This is a genomic window from Acinetobacter sp. 24-47-62 (assembly GCF_056779765.1).
Window position 1 is genome coordinate 73,194 of the sequence record NZ_JBWYIN010000003.1, and the last position, 12,476, is coordinate 85,669.

General features: G+C 39.2%; 11 protein-coding genes. 7 read left to right on the plus strand and 4 right to left on the minus strand.

Annotated features, from left to right (window positions below; translation table 11 throughout):
• The first annotated feature begins 51 nt into the window (after nt 1-51).
• The 5 genes from AC1M87_RS03200 to AC1M87_RS03220 all read left to right on the plus strand — a co-directional run bounded on the left by AC1M87_RS03200 (nt 52) and on the right by AC1M87_RS03220 (nt 5,907).
• Nucleotides 52-2,256, plus strand: a complete 2,205-nt coding sequence (locus tag AC1M87_RS03200; RefSeq protein WP_481592922.1) for an OsmC domain/YcaO domain-containing protein — start codon at nt 52-54, stop codon at nt 2,254-2,256.
• Between the two features lie 235 nt (nt 2,257-2,491).
• Nucleotides 2,492-2,608 (plus strand): hypothetical protein, encoded by a 117-nt coding sequence (locus AC1M87_RS03205; protein ID WP_092766106.1) that lies wholly within the window; start codon nt 2,492-2,494, stop codon nt 2,606-2,608.
• Nucleotides 2,609-3,060: 452 nt separating this feature from the next.
• On the plus strand, nt 3,061-4,380 hold the full coding sequence (locus AC1M87_RS03210) for an NCS2 family permease (protein WP_481592923.1): 1,320 nt from the start codon (nt 3,061-3,063) through the stop codon (nt 4,378-4,380).
• A gap of 73 nt (nt 4,381-4,453) precedes the next feature.
• On the plus strand, nt 4,454-5,452 hold the full coding sequence (locus AC1M87_RS03215; RefSeq protein WP_481592924.1) for an adenosine deaminase: 999 nt from the start codon (nt 4,454-4,456) through the stop codon (nt 5,450-5,452).
• A gap of 92 nt (nt 5,453-5,544) precedes the next feature.
• A complete protein-coding gene (locus AC1M87_RS03220; RefSeq protein WP_179998538.1) occupies nt 5,545-5,907 on the plus strand; it encodes a hypothetical protein in 363 nt (120 codons plus the stop codon).
• A gap of 12 nt (nt 5,908-5,919) precedes the next feature.
• Here AC1M87_RS03220 and AC1M87_RS03225 read toward each other — a convergent pair whose 3' ends face one another.
• A complete protein-coding gene (locus tag AC1M87_RS03225; RefSeq protein ID WP_179998353.1) occupies nt 5,920-6,477 on the minus strand; it encodes a cytochrome b in 558 nt (185 codons plus the stop codon).
• Nucleotides 6,478-6,680: 203 nt separating this feature from the next.
• Between AC1M87_RS03225 and AC1M87_RS03230 the strand changes: the two genes are divergently transcribed.
• Nucleotides 6,681-7,061 carry a hypothetical protein gene (locus tag AC1M87_RS03230; RefSeq protein WP_179998352.1) on the plus strand — a complete coding sequence of 127 codons (381 nt, stop codon included), beginning with the start codon at nt 6,681-6,683 and terminating at the stop codon, nt 7,059-7,061.
• A 65-nt stretch (nt 7,062-7,126) separates the two neighbouring features.
• Nucleotides 7,127-7,693, plus strand: a complete 567-nt coding sequence (gene rnhB / locus AC1M87_RS03235) for a ribonuclease HII (RefSeq protein ID WP_481593017.1) — start codon at nt 7,127-7,129, stop codon at nt 7,691-7,693.
• A 66-nt stretch (nt 7,694-7,759) separates the two neighbouring features.
• On the opposite strand, the gene csrA is transcribed toward rnhB, so the two are convergent.
• The 3 genes from csrA to alaS form a co-directional block, all read right to left on the minus strand.
• A complete protein-coding gene (gene csrA / locus AC1M87_RS03240; RefSeq protein WP_035265869.1) occupies nt 7,760-8,014 on the minus strand; it encodes a carbon storage regulator CsrA in 255 nt (84 codons plus the stop codon).
• Nucleotides 8,015-8,258: 244 nt separating this feature from the next.
• Complete coding sequence (locus tag AC1M87_RS03245) at nt 8,259-9,539, minus strand: aspartate kinase (RefSeq protein WP_481592925.1); 1,281 nt, start codon at nt 9,537-9,539, stop codon at nt 8,259-8,261.
• Nucleotides 9,540-9,604: 65 nt separating this feature from the next.
• A complete protein-coding gene (gene alaS, locus AC1M87_RS03250) occupies nt 9,605-12,298 on the minus strand; it encodes an alanine--tRNA ligase (RefSeq protein WP_481592926.1) in 2,694 nt (897 codons plus the stop codon).
• Nucleotides 12,299-12,476 lie beyond the last annotated feature (178 nt).

The window sequence follows — 12,476 nt, forward strand, 5'->3', positions numbered from 1 at the left end:
AATTTATTTTTAACTTATCTAGCTGTTTGGATAAGTTCTGTAGGTGCCCGCATGGAAATCAAAGTCAATTATCTCGACAATCTTCGACAGGAAGCAAAGTTCGACGATTTCACGGTTATTGCCGATCAACCTATTCGTTATAAAGGTGATGGATCTGCGCCAGGCCCATTTGACTATTTTCTTGCGTCTTCAGCATTATGTGCAGCTTATTTTGTAAAGGTGTATTGTGCTGCACGAGATATTCCTACAGAAAATATTCGATTATCCCAAAATAATATTGTTGATCCAGAAAACCGTTATAAACAAATTTTTAAAATTCAAGTCGAATTACCCTCAGATATCTCTGAGAAGGATCGACAAGGTATTTTACGTTCAATCGACCGTTGCACTGTAAAAAAAGTGATTCAAACAGGTCCTGAATTTGTTATTGAGGAAGTTGAAAGCATTGATGCGGATGCTCAAGCTTTACTTATGCCAAATATTGCCAAGGAAAATGTGACTGTTATTCCGGGCAAAGATTTGCCGCTTGAAGAAACGATTGCCAACATGTCTGCAATTTTGGCGGGCTTAGGGATGAAGATTGAAATTGCGTCTTGGCGCAATATAGTGCCAAACGTATGGTCTTTACATATTCGCGATGCACAAGCGCCAATGTGTTTTACCAATGGTAAAGGTTCAACGAAAGAGAGTGCCTTAGCATCTGCATTAGGCGAGTTTATTGAACGTTTGAATTGTAATTTCTTCTATAACGACCAATTTTGGGGTGAAGAAATCGCAAATGCTGAATTTGTGCATTACCCAGATGAAAAGTGGTTCCAACCAGGTCCAAATGGTGAATTGCCATCAGAAATTTTAGATGAATATACACTTGAAATTTACGATCCTGAAGATGAGTTATTAGGCACACATCTGTACGACACAAATTCTGGCAATATTGAGAGAGGTATCTGTTCATTACCATTTGTGCGCCAGTCAGACGGTGAGATTGTATATTTCCCTTCAAATTTGATCGAAAATTTGTATCTGTCAAATGGTATGAGCGCAGGAAATACCTTGGCTGAAGCACAAGTACAATGTTTATCTGAAATATTTGAGCGTGCGGTTAAGCGCGAAATTTTAGAGGGTGAAATTACCCTGCCAGATGTACCTGAACATGTTCTAGCAAAGTACCCAAAAATAGTTGAGGGTATTAAGGGACTTGAGGAGCAAGGTTTTCCAGTGCTGGTCAAAGATGCTTCATTAGGTGGGAAATTCCCAGTCATGTGCGTGACATTAATGAATCCAAGAACGGGTGGCGTTTTTGCATCATTCGGGGCTCATCCAAACTTTGAAGTTGCATTAGAACGCAGCCTAACAGAGCTTTTACAAGGTCGTAGTTTTGAAGGTTTAAATGACTTACCACGTCCTACTTTCAATAGCCATGCACTGACAGAACCAAATAACTTTGTGGAACACTTTATTGATTCATCGGGTGTTGTGTCTTGGAGATTCTTCAGTTCGAAATCTGATTGTGATTTCGTAGAGTGGGATTTCACCAGTCAAGGTGAAAATACAAACGCTGAAGAAGCTGAAAAGATGTTCAATATCCTAAAAGAGATGGGTAAAGAAGTTTACATGGCTGTATACCAACATTTAGGTGCAACTGCATGCCGAATTCTGGTGCCAGGATATTCTGAGGTGTATTTGGTTGAAGATCTGGTTTGGGACAATACCAATAAAGCTTTAGCCTTTAGAGAAGATATTCTTAACTTACATCGTTTAGATAATGAACAGCTCGAAGCTTTGCTAGAGAAACTTGAAGAAGTTGAAGTGGATGACTATACCGATATTATTACCTTGATTGGTGTTGAATTTGACGATAATACGGTGTGGGGTCAGTTAACTATTCTTGAATTAAAACTATTAATTAACTTAGCTTTGGAAAATTTCGAAGAAGCGAAAGACCAAGTAGAACAGTTCTTACAATACAACACCAATACTGTAGAACGAGGCTTATTCTATCAATGCATGGATGTTGTATTAGAAGTGTTGTTAGATGAAGAAATGGAAATTGAAGACTATGAACCGAATTTTAGACGTATGTTCGGTGATGAGAGAGTTGATGCTGCAATAGGCTCAATCGAAGGTGATGTGCGTTTTTATGGATTGACGCCAACCAATATGCAACTTGAAGGTCTCGATCGTCATTTAAAACTTATTGAGAGCTATAAGAAGCTTCATGCTGCCAGAGCACGTTTTGTTTCTCAACAAAACTAATCGAATGAAAGGCCACTATGAAGAGTGGCCTTTTTCTTTTAAAGATCAGCAAATCGATGCATCTAGTTGGGGTACTCAATTTTTTATAATAAAATGAAGTTGTTATGAAAAGTACTGATAGTATTTATTAAAAATAGTAATTTATTGATATTTAAGGGAAATAATTCTATTTCACTGGTATTATTAGCTAAATGTATTATCATAGTGCATGACGAGTTAACTTAAGGCGAGCATTATGAATTTCTTGAAAAAAAAGAATAAAGCAAGTTTCGTTTTCTTTATTATTACTGCGTATTCCTGTTTGGGCTTTGGATTAGGTTACCTAATTTGGGAATACCTCCAAATGAAATAATGTTCATATTGATCGGTAAGAGTGCAAATTTAGAAAGTATTCACTGTTAGCAAGCTTAATTTACTCTACCATTTAAAATTAAATGATCTAAAAATCATCAGTGATTTTTTTAAGGGGTATATTTAAATTTATATTTTTTAACGTGATTTAAATAAAGATTAAATTTTAGCGTTTTATAACCTATGACTGTGTATTCAGCCCTTCAAATTCAGTCTATGTTATAATTAAAAATATATCCCGATAGATCGAATTGTCTAGCGACTGTTCAATTGATAGATCATCATATCAAAGCTGCTTTATTGCAGCTTTTTTAATTGTGCTTCAATTTATCGGAAATGTCATTTTGGTACGTTTATTGAATGCGTCATCTGAGCTACATTTGCCAATGAATCATTGAATAAATGATCTAAATAATTTTTACGACTCGCTCGATCTTAAGCAGGGGCTCGACAATGACAAATCCAAATTCTTCAGCGGGTTTGCTTGAACGCTTATTTAAACTAAGCGAAAACAAAACAACTTTTCGAACTGAAATGATTGCAGGGATGACGACATTCCTGACAATGTGCTACATCATCATTGTCAATCCAATGATTCTGTCTGAAACAGGAATGGATCATGGTGCGGTATTTGTTGCGACATGTTTGGCAGCAGCAATTGGTTGTTTTGTCATGGGTATTATTGCCAATTACCCAATCGCATTGGCTCCGGGTATGGGCTTAAATGCATATTTCACCTATTCGGTATGTTTAGGAATGGGTGTGCCTTGGCAAACCGCTTTAGCTGCGGTATTTGTGTCTGGTCTGGTCTTCATCGCGATCAGTATGTTTAAAATTCGTGAAGCTATCGTGAATGCCATTCCAATGTCTTTAAAATTGGCTATTGGTGGTGGTATTGGTTTATTCCTAGCATTAATCGCTTTGAAAAATGCTGGCATCATTGTGGATAATCCTGCGACTCTAGTGGGTTTAGGTGATTTAAAACAACCAACCGTTCTCTTAGCCTTATTCGGTTTTTTGATGGTTGTTGTTATGCATCACTTTAAAATACGTGGTGCGATTATCATTAGTATTTTAGTGTTGACTGCAATCTCAACATTCCTAGGATTGAGTGAATTTAAAGGTGTGGTTGGTCAAATTCCTTCAATTGCACCAACATTCATGCAAATGGATTTTGAAGGCTTATTTACCGCAAGTTTAATCGGTGTAATTTTTGTGTTCTTCTTAGTAGATCTATTTGATTCAACAGGAACGCTGGTTGGTGTTTCACATCGTGCTGGTTTACTCAAAGATGGTAAATTGCCACGCTTAAAGAAAGCTCTGTTTGCAGACTCTTCAGCGATTGTTGCTGGTGCTGCATTAGGTACATCATCAACGACACCATATATTGAGTCTTCTGCGGGTGTAGCAGCAGGGGGGCGTACAGGTCTTACAGCGGTAATAGTTGGCTTACTTTTTATTGCTTGTTTGTTCTTAGCACCGTTAGCTCAATCTGTTCCTGGGTTTGCAACTGCACCAGCCTTACTCTTTGTAGGGGTATTGATGATTCAGGGTATTACGCATATTGATTGGGATGATATTACTGAAGCGGTTCCTGCTTTCTTAACGATCGTGTTTATGCCGTTCACTTACTCAATCGCTGATGGTATTGCCATGGGCTTTATTAGTTATGCATTGGTGAAGTTATTTACAGGTAAAGCATCTACAGTACCATATATGGTATGGATTATCGCAGTATTATGGGCGCTAAAATTTGCAATGTTTGGCGGCTAATTTTTAACAGTTTTTAAAAGGGTGTAAACTCAGTTTGCACCCTTTTTATTTTTTGGTTTCATGAGGAGTAGCAATGAACCGTGTTGAGTTAATTAAAGCTTTACCTAAAGCTGAGCTTCATGTCCATATTGAAGGGACATTTGAACCTGAGTTGATGTTTGCCATTGCTCAGCGCAATGAAATTGCAATCCCATATCAATCAGTTGAAGAAGTCAAACAGGCTTATAATTTTCACAATCTGCAATCATTTCTAGATATTTACTATGCAGGTGCGAATGTATTGATTAATGAGCAAGATTTTTATGATCTTGCATGGGCATATTTTGAAAAATGTGCAGAAGATCGAGTGGTTCATACTGAAATGTTTTTTGATCCGCAAACCCATACGGATCGTGGTGTGTCATTTGAAACGGTAATTAAAGGCTTAAAACGAGCTTGCCACGATGCTGAGGTAAAATTAGGCCTCACAACGCATTTGATTATGTGTTTCTTACGTCATTTGAGTGAAGAGGCAGCATTTGAAACACTTGAACAAGCTTTACCTTACAAAGACCAAATTATTGGGGTAGGGTTAGATTCAAGTGAAGTTGGGCATCCACCTTCTAAATTTGAAAGGGTATTCGCAAAAGCACGTGATGAAGGATTCTTGGTTGTTGCTCATGCAGGTGAAGAAGGTCCAGCAGAATATGTCTGGGAAGCTTTGGATTTACTCAAAGTGAATCGTATTGATCATGGTGTACGTTCTGAAGAAGATCCGAAGTTGTTGGAGCGCTTAATTGCAGAAAAAATGCCGCTTACAGTATGCCCATTATCTAATCTTAAATTATGCGTTGTAGATGATATGAAACAGCATAATATTCGTCGACTCTTGCAGCAGGGTGTACACGTTACAGTAAATTCTGATGATCCATCATATTTTGGTGGCTACATGAATGACAACTTTATTGCGATCGCTGAGGCCTTAGATTTAACAAATCATGAATTAAAGCAACTCGCTATAAATTCATTTGAAGCATCGTTTATTTCCGATGAGCAAAAACAAAAGTGGAAAGATAAAATTCTCACGATTTAAAACAGTTAAACTTGTTTATGTAACATACTGAAAGGTGGGGGTCAAAATCCCACCTTTGGTTTAAGATGCTTTAAACAATAGAGCCGAATGTGATGTTGAAATTGAAATCTGTGCTTTGCCTGAGTCTGCTAACGTTGCCTGTAGTTATCGCGAATGCAAATATGACTTTGACACAGCGTGTATTAAAGCCTGTCATCCAGCATCAATGTGAGCGTGAAGTCGACCATTCAAAAATATGGAAAATAACGACATATTTAATGAATGAAGAAAACAAAAAGAAATTAAAATTAGAAACCTGTGATTGTGTATCAAATCATGCTTTAAAAGATATTCCGGCTCAGGAACTTGCCAAAGCAACAATTAACGAAGATATCAAGCAAGAAGTCATTCGAAAAGCCATGTTGAATAGCCTAAAAGCATGTGTGATTAGCTCTAAATCTAACTCAGAAATTTAGAGCCGTACTAAATCAATCTTTAGGTTGTTTGGTCATGCTGTCTAAGACATGATCTTTATCTATAAAGTGATGCTTTAATGCCGCAGCAATATGTCCGAGTAAAAGTAAACCTGCAGCCCAAGAAATCCAAATATGTAGTGGTTTTACAATTTCAGTCACTTGAGGATTCTCACCTATTAAAGCAGGTAGATCAAATAAGAATAATACTGGTGCAGGGTAGCCTAGACTCCAGCTCCATAAGCAACCCGTAATTGGTAAGGCCAGAAGCATAAAATAAAGCCCGAGATGACCTAAATGTGCGAGTCTTTTCATGAGGCGAGACATTGTCTCTGGTAGCTCGGGAGCAGGATGGGTGTAGCGCCAAAAGATACGAACCACGACCAGAAAAATAATGGTGGTTGCAATATTTTTGTGAAGCGTGATGACGTCACCTTTGAAGCTACCATCTACTTCATAACTTAAAAAATTACCGCTATAAAAGCCGATCGTCCACGCCGTGATAAAAATAATCGCCATGACCCAATGCAAGACTTGAGCTGTGCGTGTGTAATATTTGGATTTATTATTCATGATATAAACTTATGATTGAATTTTGAATATCATAATTTAAGCATAAATGATTTATAAGTATTGAATTGAGACACAGTGTTGAAAATATGCAACGAAATGCGACTTATAACTGAACATATAGTCCGGAAATTCAAAAAATCTATTTCTTCATGATGTGACATTAGGCAAAATAGCTCAATTCGTAAGATCATAAGGACAACACTGTGAAAAAATTAATCGCTTTACTCGCACCAATGACATTCGTGCTCGGGGCTTGTGCTACAGGTACAACAGGGACATCATCACCTGCCGCAAATACCACTCAACAGTTAGGTTCGGCTGCACTTAAAATTGCGATCAATGCAAAATGCACAACTGAATTGAACAATATTTCTGCTTGGAAAACTGCAACGAAATTAATGACTGCAGAGCAGAAAGAAAATATCCAAGGTGAAATTTGTGGATGTGTAAGTGAAAAGGCTCCTCAAAGCGTGACTACGGTTGATTTGGCTACAGCGGCGATTGATCCAGCTGCACGAGCAACAATCGTTAGTAATATCGTGACTAAAACCATCAATGAATGTGTAGCTGAAGCTGTACGTTAATTTCAAAGATATATGAATGGGCTGATTTTGATCGGCCTATTTTTTTAGGAAAAATTAGGAAAATGATGTTGATTGCTGGTGCTGATGAAGCGGGACGCGGTCCACTTGTGGGATCGGTCGTTGCGGCTGCTGTAATTTTGGATCCTAACAATCCGATTTTTGGATTGAATGATTCTAAAAAACTCAGTGAAAAGAAACGTGAAAAATTATTTATAGAGATTAAAGAAAAAGCACTAGCTTGGGCTATCGCTGAAGCGAGCCATCAAGAAATTGATGAACTCAATATATTGCAAGCTTCATTATTGGCAATGCGTCGTGCCGTTGAACAATTGACTGTGCAACCACAACATGTATTGGTTGATGGTAATAAAATTCCCCAAGGATTGAGTATGAGTTGTGATGCTGTAGTTGGAGGAGATGCATTACATCCAGAAATTTCTGCTGCCAGTATCCTGGCTAAGGTGACACGTGATCATCAAATGTTAGAACTTGATGCTAAATATCCTCAGTTTGGTTTTGCAAAACATAAAGGCTACCCGACCAAAGCTCATTTTGAAGCTATTGCACAGTTTGGCGTGGTTGAAGAGCACAGGCGTAGTTTTGGTCCAGTACGCAAATCATTGGGACTTTAAACAGCTTAAACACCAAAAATTTAAAGCGGCTAAATTTAGCCGCTTTAGTCACAAAATCATTTCTAATCAACGATTGAAATCATTTTGAGTGTAATTCTCTTCTTCGTAAGAAGGTTGGTAATCTTGGTCAAGATGTTGCAAGTGCTCATGCATCGCACGTTCATGCTGAATTCGTTGATAGATTTCTTCACGATGTACAGATACTTCTTTAGGCGCATTCACACCAATTCGCACTTGGTTACCTTTTACACCAAGTACAGTGACACTGACTTGATCCCCAATCATTAATGTTTCACCAACACGACGGGTGAGAATCAGCATGTTTATCTCCTTGCTTAAACGCTAAACCTGCGATAGTTTTTTCAAAAAGTGAAAATAACAACCTCGGCACCACGAAATATTTTAATAGATAAATGTGACGAATTTAACCATTCGCACAGGACTATTGAAATTATCCCATAAACCTCTAGACCTAATATAACAGAGCCACTATAGGAAAAACTATAGTGGCTCTGAATATTTCTTCATCAAGTATGCATTGTTTCTGCTAACTCATGACAGAAAATTAAGCACGTGCGCTAGACTCGCCATGTCCGCGGTCAAGACCAAACGCAGTGTGAAGTGAGCGAACAGCAAGCTCTAAATAATTTTCTTCAATAATAACAGAGATTTTGATTTCAGAAGTTGAAATCATCAGGATATTGATGCCTTCATCAGCAAGTGCTGTAAACATTTTGCTTGCAACACCAGCATGAGAGCGCATACCAACACCTACGATAGATACTTTTACAATATCATCACGTGTTGCAACTTCACGGGCACCGATTGCTTGAGCAGTTTCTTCAAGAATTTTTTTTGCTTTAGCAAGTTCGCCACGATTGACTGTGAATGTGAAGTCAGTTGTACCATCTTCTTCAACGTTTTGGATGATCATATCCACTTCGATATTAGCATCACCAATCGGTTTTAAAATTTTAGATGCAATACCAGGAAGATCAGGCACACCTAAGATAGTTAATTTAGCTTCGTCACGGTTAAATGCGATACCAGAGATAATTGGCTGTTCCATGTTGTCTTCCAATTCAGTAGTGATAAGTGTTCCGACGTTGTTTTTAAATTCTTCGTCAAATGCGCCATCATTTTCATTGTCGAAGCTAGAGAGTACGCGTAAAGGGACTTGATATTTACCCGCGAACTCAACAGAACGGATCTGTAAAACTTTAGAACCAAGAGAAGCCATTTCAAGCATTTCTTCAAAAGAAATACGATCAACTTTCTTCGCTTTTGGTGCAACACGTGGATCTGTTGTATATACACCATCCACATCTGTATAAATTTGGCATTCATCCGCTTTGAGTGCAGCTGCTAATGCAACGCCAGAGGTATCAGAACCACCACGACCCAAAGTTGTTGTGTTGCCGTTAGCATCAAAACCTTGGAAACCTGCAACAACGATGACACGACCAGCATCTAATTGTTCAGTCATGACATCTGTATCAATTGATTCAATACGTGCTTTTGTGAATGAGCTGTCAGTTTTAATACCAACTTGGCGTCCAGTCAAAGATTTAGCTTCCACACCGATAGAATTCAGTGCCATTGCTAACATTGAAATCGTTACCTGTTCACCCGTAGAAACCATTTGGTCTAATTCTCGTGGGTCAGGGGTGTCGGTAATGGCTTTCGCTAAAGCGAGTAGGCGATTGGTTTCACCACTCATTGCTGATACAACAACCACAACCTTGTGGCCGTGATCATGCCAACGCTTTACACGACGAGCAACATTTAAAATGCGCTCAGGAGTACCCATTGAAGTACCGCCATATTTTTGAACGATTAATGCCATAGTTGTTCCATATAAACCATGACCTTGAAGAGTTGTTCAAGGTCAGTTACACAAAAGGTGAAGTTTTATTTTGCAGCTAGCCAAGCAGTTAATTCTGCCATGACGGAAGCAAACTTCTCGTTAAGTGGCGCGCCACCTTGTGCCAAATCAGGCTTACCACCACCTTTACCACCAAGCTCAGTTGCTAAGTGTTTGATGATGTCACCTGCTTTTATAGAAGCTGTGAAGTCTTTAGCTACAGATGCGATCAAGCTCACCTTGTCACCCTCTACACCTGCAAGGACAATCACAGCATTTTCTAATTTTGATTTCACGCCGTCGTGTAGATTGCGAAGTGATTTCGCATCCATACCTTGAACAGTCGTGATTAACGTTTTGCGACCTGCAATTTCCTCAACTTGGCTAAGTAGCTCACCCGCCTGTAAATGTGCAAGTTTTTGATTCAATTGATCGATTTGCTTTTGTAAGCTTGATGCTGTGTCCGCTAAGGCTTCAACTTTCTCAATCGTTTGATCTTTTTGTGCTTTCAATAAGCCATTAATCGTGTTGATGTCACGATCAGCTTTCTGAGCCACTTCAATTGCTTTCGTACCTGTAACTGCTTCAATACGACGTACACCTGCAGCAACACCACCTTCAGAAGTGATTTTGAACAGACCAATGTCACCTGTACGTTTAACGTGAATACCACCACAAAGTTCGATCGAGAAGTTTTTCTCTTCAATGATAGAACCCATAGAGAGTACGCGAACTTCTTCGCCATATTTCTCACCAAACAACATCATCGCGCCTTTAGCTTTTGCAGATTCGATGTCAAGGAGTTCGGTTGTTACAGGCGTATTGGCAATCACTTCAGCATTTACCAGACGTTCAATTTCTTGAATCTGTTCAAATGTCACGGGTTGATCATTGGCAAAGTCGAAACGTAACACGTCAGAAGCAACCAATGAACCTTTTTGTTGAACATGTGAACCCAAGATTTGACGAAGTGCAGCATGTAGAAGGTGAGTCGCAGAGTGGTTACGTGCTGTTGCTGCACGGATGTCTGCTTTAACTGTTGCTTCTACATTTTGAGTAACTTTAAAGTTACCCATGGTCACGATACCTTGGTGAACGAACGCACCACCAGATTTTTTCGTGTCTTGAACTTCGAAAATACCTGTATCGTTTTTAAAGATACCTGTATCACCGATTTGACCACCGCTTTCTGCATAGAAAGGTGTTTGGTTTAGAACGATTAAAGCTTCATCACCTTCAACGACTTCATCAACTTGTTCGCCATCTTTATAGATTGCGATGATTTGACCCTCACCAGCAGTTGCATCGTAGCCGTCAAACTGAGTTTCGCCTTCAACTTTTACAACGCTGTTGTAGTCGATTGCGAATTTACCCGCATCACGTGCACGTTGACGTTGAGCAGCCATTTCTTTTTCAAAACCAGCTTCGTCAATCGTTAAATCACGTTCACGTGCGATGTCAGCCGTTAAGTCAGTTGGGAAGCCGTACGTGTCGTAAAGTTTGAATACCACTTCGCCTGGAATTACAGAACCTTTTAAGTTAGCAAGTTCGCCTTCAAGCAATTTCAAACCTTGTTCTAAGGTTTTAGCAAATTGCTCTTCTTCTTTTAAAAGTTGCGCTTCGATACGCGCTTGTTGTGCTTCAAGTTCAGGATAGGCAGCGCCCATCACCTCAATTAAAGGCTTTAACATTTTGTGGAAGAATGAACCTATCGCACCCAATTTGTTACCGTGACGTACTGCACGACGGATGATACGACGTAGTACATAACCACGGCCTTCGTTTGAAGGGTTTACGCCATCAGCAATCAAGAATGAACATGAACGTGCATGGTCAGCAACCACTTTTAAAGACGCAGGGTATTCAACTGGTTTGCCTTCAGCTTGTGCTTTCGCTTCAAGTTCAGCAGTATCTAAACCAATAATTTCAGCTGCAGCTTTAAGCAAATGTTGGAATAGGTCGATTTCGTAGTTTGAGTTTACGTGTTGTAAAACTGCAGAAATACGCTCTAAGCCCATACCTGTATCAACGGAAGGTGCTGGAAGAGGGTGAAGTACGCCATCAGCAGTACGGTTAAACTGCATGAATACGTTGTTCCAAATTTCGATGAAACGGTCGCCATCTTCTTCTGGTGTACCTGGTAAACCACCCCAAATGTGATCGCCATGGTCAAAGAAGATTTCAGAGCATGGACCACAAGGACCTGTGTCACCCATTGCCCAGAAGTTATCTGAAGCGTATTGACCGCCTTTGTTGTCGCCAATACGAATAATGCGAGACTCATCTAGACCGATTTCTTTGTTCCAGATGTCGAATGCTTCATCATCAGTGTGATAAACCGTTGCATATAATTTGTCTTTAGGTAGACCTAACCATTTTTCATTGGTTAAGAAATCCCAAGCGAATTTAATCGCATCACGTTTAAAGTAATCTCCGAAAGAGAAGTTACCTAACATTTCAAAAAACGTATGGTGACGAGCTGTGTAGCCCACGTTATCTAAGTCGTTATGTTTACCGCCAGCACGAACACATTTTTGTGATGACACTGCACGTACATAATCTCGTTTTTCTAGGCCTAAGAAGCAATCTTTGAACTGGTTCATACCAGCATTTGTAAAAAGCAAAGTTGGGTCATTGGCAGGAACTAGAGAACTCGACGCGACACGTGTGTGGCCTTGCGATTCAAAGTAACGCAAAAATGCTTCACGAATTTCAGCTGATGTCATAAAACGAGTACTCACAACCAAGTCACTCCATTAATTCTGTATTGGCAAATAATATGTCTGGGAAATAAAGTGCGAATTCACAATAAAATTCACCCCAGCATACCGGGCTAAAAGTTTAAAAACGCCAAATTATAACGGAATTTGCCACCTGTACCAATGATTTTAAAGTGTTTTAATGACAATTCTCTTTAAT

Bases quoted from the DNA above. Each gene is read 5' to 3' on its own strand.
- rnhB (WP_481593017.1), top strand. From the start codon at position 7,127: ATGTTGATTGCTGGTGCTGATGAAGCGGGACGCGGTCCACTTGTGGGA.
- AC1M87_RS03245 (WP_481592925.1), bottom strand. From the start codon at position 9,539: ATGGCATTAATCGTTCAAAAATATGGCGGTACTTCAATGGGTACTCCT.
- AC1M87_RS03225 (WP_179998353.1), bottom strand. From the start codon at position 6,477: ATGAATAATAAATCCAAATATTACACACGCACAGCTCAAGTCTTGCAT.
- AC1M87_RS03215 (WP_481592924.1), top strand. From the start codon at position 4,454: ATGAACCGTGTTGAGTTAATTAAAGCTTTACCTAAAGCTGAGCTTCAT.
- AC1M87_RS03200 (WP_481592922.1), top strand. From the start codon at position 52: ATGGAAATCAAAGTCAATTATCTCGACAATCTTCGACAGGAAGCAAAG.
- AC1M87_RS03220 (WP_179998538.1), top strand. From the start codon at position 5,545: ATGTTGAAATTGAAATCTGTGCTTTGCCTGAGTCTGCTAACGTTGCCT.
- AC1M87_RS03210 (WP_481592923.1), top strand. From the start codon at position 3,061: ATGACAAATCCAAATTCTTCAGCGGGTTTGCTTGAACGCTTATTTAAA.
- AC1M87_RS03205 (WP_092766106.1), top strand. From the start codon at position 2,492: ATGAATTTCTTGAAAAAAAAGAATAAAGCAAGTTTCGTTTTCTTTATT.
- csrA (WP_035265869.1), bottom strand. From the start codon at position 8,014: ATGCTGATTCTCACCCGTCGTGTTGGTGAAACATTAATGATTGGGGAT.